Here is a 17215-nt window from a genome sequence, read left to right on the forward strand (position 1 = left end):
ATCGGCACTAGGGCCTGAAATCGGCCAGATGGTCTACAGCCTTCGTACCGATCTTGGTGAAGTCGCCACCCGTCCACAGGTCGTGGGTCACGGGGTCGACGACGGCGCAGAGCACGCCGTGCGGGCTGTTGAACCTCGGCGCCCAGCCGGTGAGCGCACCGGTCGACAGCTGCACCTCGAACGCCTTGCGCCGCGACAGGGGGTTGCTGCAGATGAAGGGGTGGCCGGAGCCGGTGTTGCCGAGGCAGTAGTTCGTGAAGTGCCCTCCCACGTAAAGGGAGTCGCCGTCCACGGCGACCGCCTGCACACCGCCGTCGGTCTGGTAGACCGGCCGCTGCAGGGTGCCGTCGAGGTTCCAGACCACGAGGTGTCCGCCCGAGCCCCCGCCGCCGGCGTAGAGCCCGCGGCCGTCCACTGCGAGGTCGATCATGGGGAACGGAGGCTGGTCGTACCCGGCCCACGGGGCGAACCCCTGGTCGATGCCGCCGTCGCTCGTGGCCAGCAGCGTGAGGTAGGGCTGCGAGGAACCGTCGACGGTGGTGAAGTTGCCGCCGACGTACACCTGCCCGGCCTCGGGCAGCCCCTCGATGGCGGTCACGGCACCGTTCGCAGCCGGCTTCCAGTCGCCGCGCACCAGACCGGTCGTGAGGTCGTACGCCGCGAGCCTCGAGCGCGCGGCGCCCTGGGCCCGGAGGAAGTCGCCCCCCGCGTAGAGGGTCCCGTCGACGGCCTTCACGGCCCGCACCGGCTTGTCGAGCGAGGCGTCGAAGGAGAGCACCTGTGCGGTGTCGTCGAGGGCTGCGAGCCGTGCCCTGGCCACCCCCTTGACGTGGGTGAAGGCACCTCCCGCGTAGACCACGCCACCCGAGGCTTCCAGGGCGTAGACGTCGGCGTCGGTGTCCGCCCGCCACGGCAGCAGGTCGCACGTGTCGGCGTCGACCGCCGCGAGGTGGGCCCGCGGCTGCAGGACACCGGCCCGGTCTCGCACCCTGGCGAAGCTGCCGCCGAGGTAGAGGGTGCGGCCACTGATGACCATGGCGGCGACTCGGCCGTCGGGCTGGGCGCAGGGGCTGGCGACGGTGGTGCCGACGCTGGCCTGTGCCGGCAGGACGCCCGCGACCACGAGCACGCAGGTCGACAGGACCGTGAGGATCGAGCGGTGGCGCATGGGGTGTCCTCTCTGCGGGGCCCGGGCGGTGTGGGCCGGGGTGGGGCGGGCCGTGGTGGTGCGAGCCGTCGCGGGGCGAGTGGCTCAGGCCCGGGTCTGTCGGGACCGGTCCGGGACCGGTGAGCGCGCCCCGGCGTCCGGTGAGGGGGTGGAGGCGTGGCGGTAGGTGGTGGTGGCGGGGGTGGGCGTGTGGGTGGACAGGTCGTCCAGCCCGTAGCCGAAGGTCGCCAGCTCGTCCCCGAACCGGCTCTCGACGAGGCGTCGCTGCCAGTGGCCCGGACGCCACCAGGCGGTCCTCCACGAGTCCCACGTGTGCTCGTAGGGCTGGCTCGCCCCGACCCGGATGCTGTCCGCGTCGATGGGCGACCCCAGCCCGAGGAAGGACTCGATGCGCCCCAGCTCGCGGGACGGGTCGGCCACGAGGTCCTCGTAGTGGAGGACGTGCAGGGGCGCCAGGTGCGGGGCGTCCGCCAGGAACAGCCGGTGGGCCGTGAGCCAGTGCTCCACCAGCCCTGCAATGGTCTCGAACTTGCGCGGGTCCGACGACACGGCCTTGCGCCACTTCTTGTTGGACAGCGCCACGACCACGGGGTGGCGCACCACCACGACCATGGGGGCGCCCGGGAAGAGCGCCTGGAGGAACCGACCCATCACGAGGTTGGGCGGGGACTTCTCCAGCAGGTAGCGGCGCTCGAGGTCCCAGTAGGGGTCCCAGGCCCGGCGCAGCGCTGCTGCGTTCCCCGGGCTGACGAGGGGGCTGTCCTCGGTGAGGTGCGCGCGGGGGTCGTGGGCGAACCGCCCGGAGCCGCCGTACACCTTGGCCTTGGGGTAGACGCGCTGGAGGTGCTGCCCCTCGTCCTCGCGGACGCCCGTGCCCGAGAGGCCGCTGATCTCGGGGTGGCTCGCCAGGGCCCGCGCCAGGGGCGTCGTGCCGCTGCGGTGCAGGCCGCCGACGAACAGCAGGCTCTGCGACGGGTCGCTCATCGTTGTTCCTTGAGGAAGGTCGCGGTGGGTACGGGCAGGACCAGGCGCTGCGGCGTCGCGCCCAACGTCGCCGTGGTCCCGGCGGAGGTCTTGTCGAGGGACTCGACCGAGGCGGCCTTCGCACCATCGGGCAGCTGCACGACCGCACTGCTGTCCGACCACACGAAGGCGGTCGCGGTGGTGCCCTTGTCGAACCCGACCCCAGTCATGCCGTCCACCGAGATCCTGACCGCCTTGGCACCGCGGGACGCCTCCACCATGGCCTGGAAGATCCGGCCGGCCTGGCGCAGCTGGCCGTTCGGCTCCAGCAGCCCGTAGCGCGGCTCGTCACCGTTGCGACCCCCCGGGTCGAAGGCCAGGGGCAGCCAGATCGCCACGGTGGCCCCTTCGGCCAGCACGAGGCTCATGGTCTTGAGGACCTCCTCGCTCTTGGTGGCGTCGTCGGTGGTGGCCCCGCTCTTGTCGAAGCTGCCCACCTCCCAGGCCTGGATGGGCGTGCCGTACGGCGTGTGGGCCTTGAGGTAGTCGAAGAGCACGGGCACCGAGGAGTACTTCTCGTAGAAGTGGATCTGGCGCACGTCGGTGACCTTGCTGGCCGCGAGCTGGCGCATCAGGTCGAGGTAGGTGAGGTTGCGCGCTCCCTGGTCGGACCTGAGCGCTGCCTCGAGGTCGGCCTTGGTCCGCACGGCGACGATCTGGTCGCCGCGGGTGCCGATGCGGCGCTCGAAGTAGGCGTTGTAGGCCGAGACCGCCTCGGCCTCCCTGCCTTGCTGCAGGAGCCAGTCGGCGATGCCGTAGCCGTAGCTCGTGCTGCTCAGGCCGGCGTCGACGACCTTCGCCTGGGGGTCGCTCGCGCGGATCTCCGCGGAGGCAGTCTTCGCCAGGGTGGTGAACTGCTCCGGTGTCCCCGCCCAGAAGCCCGCGGAGTTGATCTCGTTCTCGATGGCGTACTCGTGCACCCCGAGCTTGGAGTAGCGCGTCACCGCCTCGTGCACCCACGCCTTGTAGGCGCCGAGGTCGGTCGGCATCGCCGACTCGGTCTTGGACTTGCTGCCGCGCTGGTGCTGCGCGTCACCCGACGTCGCCCAGCAGCGGCCGACGCGGAGCTTGAGCATGAGGGTGGCCCCCACGTCACGGCTCCTCGTGGCGATCCGGTCCAGCGCCGACCAGTCCGGGCTCCCCTGCTTCTTCTCGATGTCGCACCACACGACCTCGTAGTAGGTGTTGCCCCCGGACACCGACTTGAGGAACGGGCTGAACTCGGTGAAACGGCCCCAGTCCCACTTCGCCCCCATCGGTGTGGCCGGGCCGGCCGTGCCGCCGGTGGTGCCACCCGGCGGCGGCGTCCCCCACCCCGAGCCGCTCGAGGTCGCAGGGTGGCCCGTGTCGAGGGACCTGTCGGCGCTCGAGGTGCCGGAGCAGCCCACGAGCCCGGCCACCGCGAGAGCCGCCACGAGGGCCGCGGCAGCCCGGGCGCGCACGGTACGGAGCCGGGTGGTCATCCGTCGCCCCGTGCCGGCACGGGTGCCTGCTCGGCAGCCGTCCCGGGCTCGCGGACGGCCGCCTCGTCGAGCCGCGCCGCCAGGCCCCGGGCCAGTCGCCGCACGTCCGGGTCGATCGGCAGGATGGCGGAGCCGTGGCTGCTGCGCGGCACCACGTGGTCGCAGAGCACCGGACGGTAGGGCAGGTCGATGAACGCGCACAGCCGTCGCATCTGGCCGTGCGGGTCGGCCACGAACCGGTCGTAGGACACGAGCATGACGTCGGACCGGCGGTCGAGGCCGAGGTCGAACCACAGCTGGTTGCGCACCACCCAGAACAGCACGGCGGCCGTCTCGGGGGTCATCGTCTCCAGGTCGAAGGACCGGACGAGGTCCACCGACGCCCGGGGCAGGCGCTGCCCCTGCCAGATCTGGTCCCCGTGTCCGGCCCCGATCTGCCTGAGTGCCACCAGGTTGGACTCACCGAACTTGGAGACCTCCGAGCGCGCCCGGTCCTCGGGGTCGCGGACCACCCACACGGCGCGGCCCGCGGACAGCCCCGGGAGGGCCAGCAGCTCGTCGACGCGGTGCGACTCGCACAGCGGCTTGACGAGCACCAGCCGGTGCCGGCTGGACCGCACGACCGACACGAGCGTCTCGTCCGACCTCAGCCGGAAGCGCGAGAAGGCGCGCCGGTCGTTCTCGTTGCAGACGTCGACCTCCGGGGCCTGGTCGACCCCGCGCATGAGCATGTTGGTTCCGGAGCGCTGGAGCCCGACGACGTAGACGGGTCGGGCCGCCCCGGCGGGCACACCGTGGGCCCTGCGCCACCTCGCCTTGCGCACGGCGGTGCCGATGCGCTCGCGCGGGTCGAGCCGGTCCTCCTCCACCAGCCGGCCGATCCCCTCGGTCCGCGCCCAGTGGACGTGGCGACGGACCTTGCCCACGTAGTAGGGCAGCCAGTGCTGGCTCGAGTGCGGCGACGGGGTGCCGGTCACGTCACACCACCGGCCGCGGGGAACGGGCATGGGCCTCGAGGACGCTGCGCAGCTCGGCCCCGGCCTCGGCGTCGTCGGCGGAGACCGCGGTCAGCAGGGACTGCACGTCGGAGAACCCGTGGCGCCCGTAGCCGGCCTCGACGAACGCGCAGTAGTCGGCGTCGCTGATCCCCAGTGGCGCGAGCAGCACCGCGGTGTTGTCGATGAGCGGCATGGGTCGCGGGTCCAGGCGGTACATGTGCGGCTGGAGGCCGGACCCGCTCTGCAGCAGCAGCGCGAGCCGGTGGCCGCCGTCGCCGACGTGGACGGTCCGGCTCACCCGGGCGCCGGTGTCCGAGGTCCGCACCCCGCTGGTGAGTCGCAGGGTCACAGGCGTCCTGGCGTCGAAACCGTTGGTGTTGAAGGACTTCAGCAGATCACGGCTGGAGAGGACGCGCTCGGCGTAGTTGGACCTCAGGGCCACGGGGTCCTTGAGCACCCACGGGCGGAAGCGGGCCATGGCGACCTCGCGGAACCACACGGCATACGGCTCCTCCAGCGCCGCGGCGACCAGCCGGTCGGCGGTCTCACCCGCGGGGCGGTGGCTGAGGAACTCGAAGAACTGGGCGCGGACGAGGACGTCGTAGCGCAGCGGGCTGATCAGCTCGGGGACGGAGAGCTCCTCGGCGCCCCGGCGCTTCGGCTGCCAGGTCAGGGTACGCCTGAGCGTCCTCGTGGCCGTGGCCCTTGCACTTCGCTTCACGACTCCACCGATCTCCGCACACCCCCGACACCGTCCCTCCACCATTCATCAGCCCCGAGGTGAGGTGGACCTGCAGGTGAAGTGCAACGAACCCCTCCAAACGACGTACTCCGGGGAAGGGCCGGGAGACAAGAATCGGCGTGGTGCTCGTGAGGCGCTCCACGCCGGCGAGTGGGACGAGGGGAAGGGAGTGGACGGTGCGGATCCTGCACGTCAACAAGTTCCTGTACCGCCGCGGGGGGGCCGAGGGGTACATGCTCGACGTGGTGGAGCTCCAGCGTCGGGCGGGGCACGAGGTGGAGCTGTTCGGCATGGCGCACCCGGACAACCTGGTCGACCTGCCACTGGCCGACACCTTTCCCTCCCACGTCGAGCTCGAGCCGGCACCGGGGGGCCTCGCCGGCCTCGCCGCCGGTGCCCGCATGGTGTGGTCGCCGTCGAGCGGGCGCGGTATGGCGCGGGCCATCGAGCGGTTCCGGCCCGACGTCGTGCACTCCCACAACGTCTACCACCAGCTGTCGCCGTCGGTGCTCGCCGCGGTGCGCCGGGCGGGCGTCCGCAGCGTCATGACGCTGCACGACTACAAGCTGGCCTGCCCCAGCTACCAGATGCTCGACCACGGCCGGCTGTGCGACGCCTGTGTCGGGGGCAGCGCGCTCAACGCCGTCCGCCGCCGGTGCAAGAGCGGGTCGCTGGCTGCGAGCGCCCTGCTGTCGGTGGAGTCGTCGGTGCACCGGACGATGCGGGCCTACGACGCCGTCGACACCTTCATCAGCCCCAGCAGGTTCCTCGCCGGGGTGATGGCACGCACCGGCCTGGCCCCCGAGCGGCTGGTGGTGCTCAACCACTTCGTCGAGGTGGCGCCGGTCGTGCCGGCGGCCCACCGCGAGGGGTTCGTCTTCGCGGGTCGGCTCTCCCCCGAGAAGGGCGTCGACACGCTCATCCACGCCATGGCGCTGCTCCCTCCGACGATCCACCTCCACGTCGCCGGGGACGGCCCGGAGCGGGGCGACCTCACCGCCCTCGCCGCCCGGGTGGCACCGGCACAGGTCACCTTCCACGGACGCCTCGACAAGGAGCGGCTGCGGCAGGTGGTGGCCGGCTCGGTCGCCACGGTCGTCCCGTCGCGGTGGCACGAGAACCAGCCGATGACGATCCTGGAGTCCTACGCGGCCGAGGTGCCGGCCGTCGTCACCGACCTCGGCGGCATGCCCGAGCTGGTGCGCGACGGCATCGACGGGCTGGTCGTCGCGCACGACGACCCCCGTGCCCTCGCCGACGCCCTGCTGCGGCTGCACGCCGACCCTGCCGCCGCGACCGCCATGGGCCGCGCCGGGCGGCAGCGGCTCGCCGACGAGTTCGACCCCCAGCTGCACCTGCGCCGCCTCGAGGCCGTCTACCGCGGCGAGGTGGCCGAGCCGGGCGCCGGCCACGTAGGCGCCACGACCCTCGAAGGAGCCTCGTGACCACCCGTGAGCACCCGCCCGTCCGAGTCCTGTTCTTCGCCGGGAGCGGGCGCAGCGGCACCACCGTCGTGAGCAACATCCTGGGCCAGCTGCCGGGTGCCTTCGCCGCGGGCGAGCTGCGCTACCTGTGGCAGCGCGGCGTCGAGCAGGACCACCTGTGCGGGTGCGGCGAGCCGTTCAGCAGCTGCCCCGTGTGGACCGCCGTGATGACCCGGGTGCGCTCGGGGGACCGGCGTGATGAGCCCGCCATCGGGCGCCGCCTGCTCGGGCGCCTGCGCATGGCGCGGCTGCCCGGCATGCTGCTGCGGGACGCCCTCGGCCGGCAGGCGATACCCGCGCACTCCGACGACGCCGCTGTCACCGACCTCTACCGCGCCATCGCCGACGAGACCGGGGCCGCCCTCGTCATCGACGGGTCGAAGCTGCCCCCCTACGGGTTGCTGCTGCGCCAGCAGCCCGGCATCGAGCTGTACGTCCTGCACCTCGTGCGCGACCCGCGCGCCACGGCGTTCTCCTGGCTGCGGTCGAAGCCGACGCGCGACACCGCCGCCGGCGCCCAGATGCAGCGGCAGGAGACGTGGAAGAGCTCGCTGCTCTGGACCGTCTGGAACCTCACCGTCCTGCGGTTGTGGAAGGACGGCGACCCCCGCGTCTGCCGCGTGCGCTACGAGGACCTCATCGCCGACCCCGTGGGGGAGCTGGGACGGGTCGCCGCGATGGTCGGCGCCGACCCGGCGGACCTGCCCTTCCTCGCCCCCGACCGCGTCCAGCTCGCCCCGACCCACTCGGTCGCCGGCAACCCCAACCGGCACGACACCGGTGAGGTGACGCTGCGCGCCGACGACCAGTGGCGCACGGCCATGTCGCGGCGCGACCGCGCGCTCGTCACCCTCGTCACCGCCCCCGGCCTGCGCCGGTTCCACTACCCCCTCGACACCCGTACGCAGCCGCGTCGCCGCCCGAACCGGGGCGTGGACCGGGGCGCGGTCAGCCGCTCGGCCACCTCGGCCGGCCGGGCGCGCTGAGAAAGGACACCCATGCTGGCACTCGTCACCGGTACCGGCCGCAGCGGCACGACCCTGGTGCAGGAGACGCTCTCGCGACACCCCGCCACCGGCTTCATCTCCGGCCTCGATGACAAGCTCCCCCGGCTCAACCTGCGCGGCCGCCACAACGGGCGCCTCTACCGGCTCGGTGGCCAGCGCCCGGCCGGCATGCGCGCCCTGGCCGAGGGCGCCCTGTTCGAGCGCGGTCGCATGCGGGTGGCGCCGTCGGAGGGCTACCAGCTCTTCGACCGCCACGTGATGTCAGGCTTCTCCACGCCCTGCCGCGACCTGCTCGCCGAGGACATGACGCCCTACCTGCGGCCACGCGTCGTCGACTTCTTCGAGAGCCGTCAACAGGCCCAGGGTTGCGACGTGCTGGTGCAGCACCTGACGGGCTGGCCCCGCGTGGGGTTCCTCAGGGAGGCGATGCCCGACGTCAAGGTCGTCAACGTCGTGAGGGACGGGCGCGCCGTCGCCAACTCGTGGCTCCAGATGGGGTGGTGGGACGGCTGGAAGGGCCCGGACAAGTGGATCTACGGCCCCCTGCCCACCGAGCTGCACCAGGAGTGGGTGGACCACCGACGGTCGTTCCCCGTCCTGGCGGCGCTGGCCTGGAAGATGCTCATGGCCGCCTACGAGGACGCCCGCGCCCTCCACCCGGCCGACCAGTGGCTCGACGTGCACTACGAGGACCTGCTGCTTGACCCCGTGTCCAGCTGCAAGCAGATGCTCGAGTTCCTCGGGCTGGAGTGGAACGCGCAGTTCCAGGCCGGCTTCGAGCGGCAGCACATCACCCCCGGCCGCAGGAGCGCCTACCGGACCGAGCTCACCGGCAGGCAGCTGGCCGCGGTCGAGGCCGTCCTCGCCGAGCCGCTGGCCCGCTGGGGCTACACGCTCTAGCCGCAGCCACGCCGCACACCGAGCCGCGCGGCGTACCCGGCCCGGCCGGGTACGCGGCCGTGCCGCGTACCCGGTGCAGGTCACCGAAGAGGTGGCAGATCGCTGGCTCCCGTGAGGAAGTCCGCGACCTGCCACCTTCTCGGTGCGCCTGGCCGGCGCCGGCTCAGGGGGTCCCGGGGAAGAACGCCAGGCCCTGCTGGACGTTGCTCCGGGCTCCCGCGTAGGTGAAGTCGCCACCGACCAGCAGTCCCGCGTCAGTCGCCGCGAAGGACCAGACGCCCATCGCCGTGTCGAAGTCGGGCGCGTCCGGCTGCAGCGTCCCCGTGGCGGAGTCGAAGACGAAGTAGCGCTGCTGGGCGACGTTCGGTCCGCCGGGGTAGGCCTGGCAGCGACCACCGTTGCCGCGGTCACCACCGTGCGTGCCGTAGTAGAAGTGGCCGTTGACCTCGAACCGGCCCTGCATGCCGCCGTTGCACAGGTTGCGCCAGTTGAGCCCCGTGGGGTTGGTGGCACTGGACAGGTTCACCGCGTCCCACTGGTAGATGTAGTCGGGGCAGACGTCCCCGCCGTACAGCCGCTGGCCGTCCGCGCTGAGGTAGAGGCGGTTGATCCAGGGCCCGACGCTGCCGCAGCCCTGCACCCCTCCCAGCTGCTTCGGCCCGAGGGCGCCGGTCGTGCCGCTGACGACCGCCAGCCCACCGGGGACGGTCGTCCCGTTGACCGTGGTGAACGGGCCGCCCATGAAGACGGTCGACCCGTCGAGCGAGACCTCCATCCCCTGGACCATGCCGTTGGCGCGGAGCGCGCCCGCCGGGCCGCTGGTGTTGGCCACCCAGGCGGTGTCGACGGCACCGGTGGCCGCGTTGAGCTTGACCGCCCGGGCCCGCGCCACCGAGGACACCTTCGTGAACTTGCCACCCACCCACAACGACCCCTGCGCGTACGCCAGGGTGAGCGCGCCCTTGTTGAACGAGGGGTGGAACGCAGGGTCCAGCAGGCCGGTCGCCGTGATGATCGAGGCCACGCTCGGGCGGGCCTGTCCCTGCACGGTGGTGAACTGGCCGGCGAGGTAGAGCCGGCTGCCGTCGGTGGAGGGCACCATCGCCTCGACGAACTCGTTGGCGTCGGCGTTGAACGAGCTGATGCCCGCACCCGTCTGCGCGTCCAGCGCGGCAATTCCCTTGCGCACCAGGCCGTTCACGCTCACCAGCTCGCCCCCGACGAAGACCGGGCCACTGGCTGCCCCCGCGGAGATCGCGAGCGGGCGGTCACTGGCCACGGGGTTCCACGCCGTCAGCGCCCCGGTGGCGAGGCTGAACGCCGCCGCGTCGTGGCGCGGCTGGCCGCCGGACCTCCCGAAGCGGCCACCGACGTAGAGGACGCCGGCGTCGACCGTCAGCGCCGAGACCTCCGGGGTGCAGGGCACCATGCCGTGCGCGTACTTGGTGGTGTGGGGGGCGTTGCACTCGGTGAAGGCCCCGTCGAGCGGCCCGACGACGCCGGCGGGCGAGACCTCGGCCAGCCAGCCGCGCGCCGTCGTACCCACGGTGGTGAACAGGCCGCCGAGGTAGAGCTGCCCGGTGGGGCCGACCGCGAGGGCCTGCACGGAGGCGTTGGCGTTGGCGGTGAACGTGCTGAGCGCGCCGTTGGACAGGGCGTATGCCGCCACGCGCAGGCGCGTGGTCGACGCGCCCCCGCCGGCTGCCGTGGTGAAGTCGCCACCAGCCACCAGCCGGGCGTTCGCCGGGTCGACCGCGAGGGTGCGCACGACGCCGCCGGCGGACCCGACGAAGGTCGTGTCGATCGCGCCCGTCGCCTCGCTGACGCGGCCGAGGCGCGAACGCGTCGAACCGCTCAGCGTCGTGAAGTCGCCGCCGACGTAGACCTTTCCGTCCGCGGACGCCAGCGCCCGGACCGTGCTGTTGGCCGAGGCGTTCCAGCTGATCCGTGCCCCGCTGACGGCGTCGACCTTGGCCAGCCGGGTCGCAGCCACCGAGTCGATACCGGTGAACGTGCCGCCGAGGACCAGGCCGGTCGGGGTGAGCGTCAACGCGTTGACCGTGCCGCCCTGGACCTTGGGACCGAACGTCGCGTCGACCGTGCCGTCGGCCAGGACGTGGGCGACGTTGCCCCGCAGGCGGAAGCCGACCTTGGCGAAGTCGCCGCCGAGGTACCAGCCGCCCTGCCCGTCCTGCACCACGGCGCGCACGATGCCGTCGATCTTGGGGAAGGCCGCGACGGCCGTGCCGTCGGCGCGGCTCACCGCGACACCGTGGCCCGTGGTCGGGCCGATGTAGTCGAAGCCACCAGCCAGGTAGGCCCGGCCACCCACGACCTTGATGTCGTTGACCCGGCCGTTGGTGGACCACCAGCCCGGGGCCGGGGTGTAGGTCAGGGACGGCGGCGCCGAGGCGGCCAGCGCGGTGACCGCGGCGGGACTGGACGCCGTGGCCGGCGCAACCGCGCCGACCAGGGTGAGGGCGGAGACCGCCAGGCCCACCACGAGCTGGTGCTTCTTCATCGGGATCCCTTCTGGAGGACGATGTCATCGGCACGGCGGGTCCCCGGCAGGGGGCCGTGGTGGCGCCCGGGTGAGCCCCGATGCCTCGCGAGTGACCTGAGGTAGACCTGCTCGAGCTCGAGGACGGCGGTGTCCCACGAGTAGTGCGACACCACCCCCGACCGGAGCTCGTCGGCCACAGGGTCGGGTGTGCGCTCTGCCCGGAGCATCTGGTCCAGCGCGACGGCCAGCGCCTCGAGGTCGTCCACGGGCACCGTCCGGTGCCGGGAGGAGCCCTGCCCGACGACCTCGAGGTGCGGGGGGATGTCGGAGACGAGGACCGGGCAGTCGTAGGAGACCGCCTCCAGGAGCGTGAGCGGCAGGCCCTCGAGGGCCGAGGGCTGCACGAAGACGCCGGCGTGCTGGTAGAGCGCGGCCAGGTCGTCACCGAAGGCGAACCCCGTGAACACGACCCGCGGGTCGTCAGCCGCGAGGTCGCGCAGGTGCCGCGAGAAGTCGTCGGAGAACGAGGAGTCCCCCACGATCGCGAGCCGGTGGTCGCCCTCCACCCGGCGGAACGCGCGGATGAGCAGGTCGGCCCGCTTCTCCGGCACGAGCCGGCCCACGGACACGGCATACCGACCGGGCTGCAGCCCGAACCGGTCGAGCAGGTCGGCAGGCACCGGCGGGTGGGGCACCACGCCGTTCGGCACGTAGGTGGCGTCCAGACCCGGGCGGTCGCGGTAGTGGTCGACCAGGTCGCGGGACACCACGACGAGCTCGTCGGGCACCCGACCGCTCATCCAGTGCGCAGCGCCGAGGACCGCCTGCGCGGCAGCACCCCACTTGGCCCGCTGGTGGTCGAGCCCGTGCACGGTCATCACGACCGAGGACCTGGACAGGAACCTCGGGACCGGGGCGACGAGCCCCGGTCCGATGCCGTGGTAGTGCACGACGTCCACCCCGGCAGCCAGCGCCTTGCCCGTCGACGTCGCGCTGTGCACGATCGCGTCGAGGTGCTTGGTGCCGATCGTCGGGGCGGCGACGAGCCGCATACCCCGGTGCTCCCCCATCGGGGCGTCGGAGTACGTGCTGCGGCAGTAGACAGTCACACGGTGGCCGCGCTCGACGAGGCGGGCGCCGATGTTCTCGACGTGGTGCTCGATGCCCCCGAACGTGGCCGGCAGGCCCTTCTGCCCGACCATCGCGATGTGCAGCGGGGACCACGCGATGTGGTCCCCGCCGGTCACCCGGGCCTCGTTGCCCTGGCTGTTCACGACACCCCTACAGCGCCGGTTCGGTGATCATGCCTGCCGCGACGGTGCGGTTGGTGGCCTCGTCGACGAGGATGAACCCCCCGGTGGTCCGGTTGCGGCTGTAGGCGTCACACATCAGCGGCTGCGTCGTGCGCAGCTGGATACGGCCGATGTCGTTGAGCCCCAACGTCTGCGCCTCCTCGTCGCGGTGCAGCGTGTTGACGTCGAGCCGGTAGCTGAGGCCCTTGACGATCGTGCGCGCAGTCCGCGTGGTGTGCTTGATGTGGTACTTCGCACCGACCCGCAGCGGGGCCGACTCGTCCATCCAGCAGATCATCGCGTCGATGTCCTGCGACGCCGACGGCATGTTGGTCGGGCGGCAGATCATGTCACCGCGGGAGACGTCGATGTCGTCCTCGAGCCGGACGGTGACGGACATGGGCGGGAACGCCTCGTCCACCTCGCCGTCCGCGGTCTCGACGGACTTGATCCGGCTGGTGAAGCCCGACGGCAGGACCATGACCTCGTCGCCCTTGCGCAGCACGCCACCCGCGACCTGGCCCGCGTAGCCGCGGTAGTCGTGCCAGTCGTCGGACTGCGGCCGGATGACGTACTGCACCGGGAACCGCACGTCGATGAGGTTGCGGTCGCTCGCGACGTGGACGCTCTCGAGGTGGTGCAGCAGGCTGCCCCCCTCGTACCACGGCATGTTCGTCGACCGGGTCACCACGTTGTCGCCGGCGAGGGCCGACATCGGGATGATCGTCAGGTCCGGCACCCGCAGCTTGGCGGCGAAGGCGGTGAAGTCGGCGTGGATCGCGTCGTACACCTCCTGGGAGTAGTCGACGAGGTCCATCTTGTTGACGCACAGCACGATGTGCGGCACCTGCAGAAGGGTGGCGAGGAACGCGTGCCGCCTGCTCTGCTCCAGGACGCCCTTGCGGGCGTCGACGAGGACGAGGGCGAGGTCGGCGGTCGAGGCGCCGGTCACCATGTTGCGGGTGTACTGCACGTGGCCCGGGGTGTCGGCGATGATGAACTTCCGCTTGGGCGTGGCGAAGTAACGGTAGGCGACGTCGATGGTGATGCCCTGCTCGCGCTCGGCCCGCAGGCCGTCGGTGAGCAGCGCGAGGTTGACGTGCTCGTCCCCGTGCTCACGGCTGACCCGCTCGACGGCGTCGATCTGGTCGCTGAACACCGTCTTGGTGTCGTACAGCAGCCTGCCGATGAGGGTGCTCTTGCCGTCGTCCACCGACCCTGCAGTGGCGAATCTCAGGATGTCCATCTTAGAAATACCCCTCACGCTTGCGGTCCTCCATGGCTGCTTCGCTGAACTTGTCGTCGCCACGGGTGGCTCCGCGCTCGGTGATCCGCGTGACTGCCACCTCGTCGATGACCTTGTCGATGGTGTCGGCGTCCGACATGACCGCGGCGGTGAGGCTCGCGTCGCCGACGGTGCGGTAGCGCACCCTCGCCCGGAACACCTGCTCGTGGGGCTTGGGCGTCTTGTGCTCGTGGACGCCGTAGAGCATCCCCTGGCGCTCGAAGACGTCGCGGTCGTGGGCGTAGTAGATGGAGGGCAGCTCGATGCTCTCCCGCTTGATGTAGTGCCAGATGTCGAGCTCGGTCCAGTTCGACAGCGGGAAGACGCGGATGCTCTCGCCCGCGTGGACCCGGCTGTTGTAGAGGTTCCAGATCTCGGGCCGCTGGTTCTTGGGGTCCCACTGGCCGAAGTCGTCGCGGAACGAGAAGATCCGCTCCTTCGCCCGGGCCTTGTCCTCGTCGCGACGGGCGCCGCCGAAGATCGCGGTGAACTGGTGCTTGTCGAGCGCCTCGAGCAGGACCGGGGTCTGCGCCCGGTTGCGGGTGCCGTCCGGCGGCAGCGGCACCCGTCCGTTGTCGACCGCCTCCTGCACGCTGGCGACGATGAGCTGCAGGCTCAGCTCCTTGACGCGCTTGTCACGGAAGGCCAGCACCTCCTCGAAGTTGTGCCCGGTGTCCACGTGCAGCACCGGGAACGGGATGCGCGCCGGGAAGAACGCCTTCTGCGCCAGGCGCAGCATGACGATGGAGTCCTTGCCGCCGGAGAAGAGCAGGACGGGCTGCTCGAACTCCGAGACGACCTCACGCATGATGTGGATCGCCTCGGACTCGAGGATGTCGAGCTGGCTCAGCTGGTAGTCCGGGCCGGTGGAGTTCACGTCGTGGTCCCCTCGTTGGTGAGTTCGCGGATGACGGAGAGCAGGTGGTCGGCCACCTCTGGCCGGCAGATCAACAGGTCGGGCAGGAGCGGGTCCTCGCGGTTGTACTCGAGCCGCGAGCCGTCGATCCGGCTCGTGTGCAGGCCCGCGGCCCGCGCGACCGCGACCGGGGCCGCGGAGTCCCACTCGTACTGACCGCCGGCGTGCACGTAGGCGTCGACGGTGCCGTCGACGACGGCGGTGGCCTTGATGCCGGCCGACCCCATGGGCACGAGCTCGGCGTCGAGTCGCTCGGCCAGCCGGGTCACGAAGGCCGGCGGGCGGCTGCGGCTCACGGCCAGCCGGAGCCGCGCGGACCTTTGCGCCCCCTGGCCGGCCGGCGACGACGCGTGGTCGGCCGGCGACGACGCGTGGTCGGTCGCGAGCGTGGTGCCCCTCGCAGGACGGGCCACGGCGCCGGCGACGAGGTCACCGTGCTCCCAGAGCGCGACGTGCACGGCCCAGTCGTCCCGCGGCAGCTCGCCGAACTCGCGGGTGCCGTCCAGCGGGTCGACGATCCAGACCCGGTCGGCGGCCAGGCGCACCGGGTCGTCCTTGCCCTCCTCGCTGAGCACCGCGTCGTCGGGTCGGGCCTCCGCGAGCCGGTCCATGAGGAACAGGTGCGACTGCCGGTCGCCCTCGGCGCGAAGCCTCGCGGGGTCGGCCTCGGCGTCGCCCTCGGCGCGCAGCGCCAGCAGGACCTCGCCGGCGGCGTCGGCCAGGGCCCTGGCCAGCTGGTGGTCATCCAGGGTGGCCGGCGTGGTTACGTCGTGGCCGGTCAGTGCGGTCATCAGTAGGCCCCTTGTCCCTTCAGGACGGCTCGGAGGGTGCGGGTCAGGATCTGCAGGTCGAGCACGAGCGACCAGTTGTCGACGTACCAGAGGTCCAGGCGCAGCGACTCGTCCCACGGCAGGTCGCTGCGGCCGCTGACCTGCCACAGCCCCGTGAGGCCGGGCTGGACGTGGAGCCGGCGGGCCGCGTCGGGCTCGTACCGGGCCACCTCCTCCGGCAGCGGGGGGCGTGGGCCGACGAGCGACATCTCGCCGCGCAGCACGTTGACGAGCTGGGGCGCCTCGTCGACCGAGAACCTCCGCAGCACCCTGCCGACCCGGGTGACCCGGGGGTCCCGGCGCATCTTGAAGAGGATGTCGTTGCCCGCGTCGGCGGCCTGGAGGGCGAGCAGCTCGGCCCGCTGCTTCTCCGCGTCGGTGCACATCGTGCGGAACTTGAGCATGTTGAAGGTCTTGCCCTTGGCGCCCACCCGGGTCTGGCGGAAGATCACCGGGCCGGGCGAGTCCCAGCGGATCAGGAGTGCGATGACGATGGTGACCGGGAGGGTCAGCAGGAGGAACGCACCGGCCGCACAGACGTCGACGACGCGCTTGCAGACCCGGCGGGCCCCGGACATGGCGGGCCGCTCCACGTGCAGCAGCGGCATACCGGCGGTGGGGCGGATGCTCAGCCGGGGTCCGGCCACCTCGAAGAGGCCGGGCGCGATGACGAGGTCGACCTTGCGCTCCTCGAGGCTCCACGCGAGGCGACGCAGCCCGCTGCCACTGAGCTCGGGGTCGCTGGACACCGCCACGACCTCCGCCTCCAGCAGGGAGATGGCCTCCATCGCCTCCTCGGGGTAGCCGAAGACCGGCACGCCCTCGACGAGGCTGCTGCGGTCGGTGCCGGCGACGATGCCGGAGACACAGGCTCCGACGACCTCCATCCCGGCGCCCTGGGCGCGGCGGAGCTGGCGGATCATCGGTCCCACGGTGCGCACGTCACCGATCACGAGGGTGCGGGCGGTGTCGCGACCGGCCATGCGGCGGGCCAGGAGCCGGCGCCGCAGCAGGTGCCTCGCCGACAGCCCCAGGAGGAGCAGCGCCGGGGTGACGGTGACGACCAGGCCGCGGGTGAACTCGGCGTGCAGCAGCCACGACAGGCCCGCGGCCGTGGCCACGAGGCCCAGCGCGGCCCGCACCACGGCGCGGTACTCGTTGGCGGTCGTGCCGAGGTAGCGGCGCTCGTAGCCGTGCGCGAGCAGCACGGCGAGGACGTAGAGGACGGGCAGGGCGAGGGTGACGATGATGCGGGTCTCGACCGAGGACCGGCTCAGCGGCACCAGGGAGCCGATGGCACCCGCGGCCAGGGCGGCCAGGACGTCCACGGCGACAGCCCGACGCGTGTACAGCACGTGCCACGGACGCCGTCCGGACTCGCTCGGGAGGTCGGCCGCCAGCCTCTCGCGAGAGGCCACCACGGGTGCCTCAGGGGTCGCGGTCGGCTCGGGCTCGGCACTGGCCTCGTGGCGCGCGACCGGCTCGTGGGCCGGCGGCTCGGCCTGCCCGTCCGAGGCATCCTTCGCTACGGGCCGGACCGGGGACGGGGAGGCGTGCACCTGTGGCGACGGAACTCCGTCCGACCCTGCAAGATCCGTCATGCC

The 17215-nt window shown here is 72.1% G+C and carries 14 protein-coding genes; 3 read left to right on the plus strand and 11 right to left on the minus strand.

The genetic code is table 11. The annotated features are described in order from the left end of the window. Nucleotides 1–7 precede the first annotated feature (7 nt). The 5 genes from ABEA42_RS13525 to ABEA42_RS13545 all read right to left on the minus strand — a co-directional run bounded on the left by ABEA42_RS13525 (nt 8) and on the right by ABEA42_RS13545 (nt 5373). Nucleotides 8–1168 (minus strand): hypothetical protein, encoded by a 1161-nt coding sequence (locus tag ABEA42_RS13525; protein ID WP_345504058.1) that lies wholly within the window; start codon nt 1166–1168, stop codon nt 8–10. An 84-nt stretch (nt 1169–1252) separates the two neighbouring features. Next, complete coding sequence (locus ABEA42_RS13530; protein ID WP_345504060.1) at nt 1253–2152, minus strand: sulfotransferase family protein; 900 nt, start codon at nt 2150–2152, stop codon at nt 1253–1255. Then, nucleotides 2149–3654 (minus strand): hypothetical protein, encoded by a 1506-nt coding sequence (locus tag ABEA42_RS13535; protein WP_345504061.1) that lies wholly within the window; start codon nt 3652–3654, stop codon nt 2149–2151. Before ABEA42_RS13535 ends, ABEA42_RS13530 begins: the two co-directional genes overlap by 4 nt. Next, nucleotides 3651–4631: a sulfotransferase family protein gene (locus tag ABEA42_RS13540; protein WP_345504063.1), complete on the minus strand. Its 981-nt coding sequence runs from the start codon at nt 4629–4631 to the stop codon at nt 3651–3653. The genes ABEA42_RS13535 and ABEA42_RS13540 overlap by 4 nt, the downstream gene beginning before the upstream one ends. 1 nt (nt 4632) lies before the next feature. Further along, nucleotides 4633–5373, minus strand: coding sequence for a hypothetical protein (locus ABEA42_RS13545; protein ID WP_345504065.1), 741 nt, complete (start codon nt 5371–5373; stop codon nt 4633–4635). Between the two features lie 197 nt (nt 5374–5570). On the opposite strand from ABEA42_RS13545, the gene ABEA42_RS13550 reads away from it, so the two are divergent. The 3 genes from ABEA42_RS13550 to ABEA42_RS13560 are packed head-to-tail and all read left to right on the plus strand — an operon-like array spanning nt 5571 to nt 8785. Further along, nucleotides 5571–6839 (plus strand): glycosyltransferase, encoded by a 1269-nt coding sequence (locus tag ABEA42_RS13550; RefSeq protein ID WP_345504066.1) that lies wholly within the window; start codon nt 5571–5573, stop codon nt 6837–6839. Then, complete coding sequence (locus tag ABEA42_RS13555; RefSeq protein ID WP_345504067.1) at nt 6836–7864, plus strand: sulfotransferase; 1029 nt, start codon at nt 6836–6838, stop codon at nt 7862–7864. The genes ABEA42_RS13550 and ABEA42_RS13555 overlap by 4 nt, the downstream gene beginning before the upstream one ends. 12 nt (nt 7865–7876) lie before the next feature. After that, on the plus strand, nt 7877–8785 hold the full coding sequence (locus tag ABEA42_RS13560; protein WP_345504069.1) for a sulfotransferase family protein: 909 nt from the start codon (nt 7877–7879) through the stop codon (nt 8783–8785). Between the two features lie 163 nt (nt 8786–8948). Here the strand turns inward: ABEA42_RS13560 and ABEA42_RS13565 are convergent, their stop codons facing one another. Genes ABEA42_RS13565 through ABEA42_RS13590 form a run of 6 tightly spaced genes read right to left on the minus strand, consistent with a single transcriptional unit; the run spans nt 8949 to nt 17029 of the window. Further along, nucleotides 8949–11306: a delta-60 repeat domain-containing protein gene (locus ABEA42_RS13565; protein ID WP_345504071.1), complete on the minus strand. Its 2358-nt coding sequence runs from the start codon at nt 11304–11306 to the stop codon at nt 8949–8951. Next, a complete protein-coding gene (locus tag ABEA42_RS13570; protein ID WP_345504073.1) occupies nt 11303–12562 on the minus strand; it encodes a glycosyltransferase family 4 protein in 1260 nt (419 codons plus the stop codon). Before ABEA42_RS13570 ends, ABEA42_RS13565 begins: the two co-directional genes overlap by 4 nt. Before the next feature lie 7 nt (nt 12563–12569). Beyond that, nucleotides 12570–13826 (minus strand): sulfate adenylyltransferase subunit CysN, encoded by a 1257-nt coding sequence (gene cysN, locus ABEA42_RS13575; RefSeq protein WP_345504075.1) that lies wholly within the window; start codon nt 13824–13826, stop codon nt 12570–12572. Between the two features lies 1 nt (nt 13827). After that, on the minus strand, nt 13828–14742 hold the full coding sequence (cysD, locus tag ABEA42_RS13580; RefSeq protein WP_345504077.1) for a sulfate adenylyltransferase subunit CysD: 915 nt from the start codon (nt 14740–14742) through the stop codon (nt 13828–13830). After that, complete coding sequence (locus ABEA42_RS13585; protein ID WP_345504079.1) at nt 14739–15572, minus strand: 3'(2'),5'-bisphosphate nucleotidase CysQ; 834 nt, start codon at nt 15570–15572, stop codon at nt 14739–14741. The genes cysD and ABEA42_RS13585 overlap by 4 nt, the downstream gene beginning before the upstream one ends. After that, nucleotides 15572–17029, minus strand: coding sequence for a sugar transferase (locus tag ABEA42_RS13590; RefSeq protein WP_345504081.1), 1458 nt, complete (start codon nt 17027–17029; stop codon nt 15572–15574). The genes ABEA42_RS13585 and ABEA42_RS13590 overlap by 1 nt, the downstream gene beginning before the upstream one ends. Nucleotides 17030–17215: the final 186 nt, after the last annotated feature.

The sequence above is a fragment of the Pedococcus ginsenosidimutans genome (assembly GCF_039544395.1).
Classification (GTDB): domain Bacteria; phylum Actinomycetota; class Actinomycetes; order Actinomycetales; family Dermatophilaceae; genus Pedococcus; species Pedococcus ginsenosidimutans.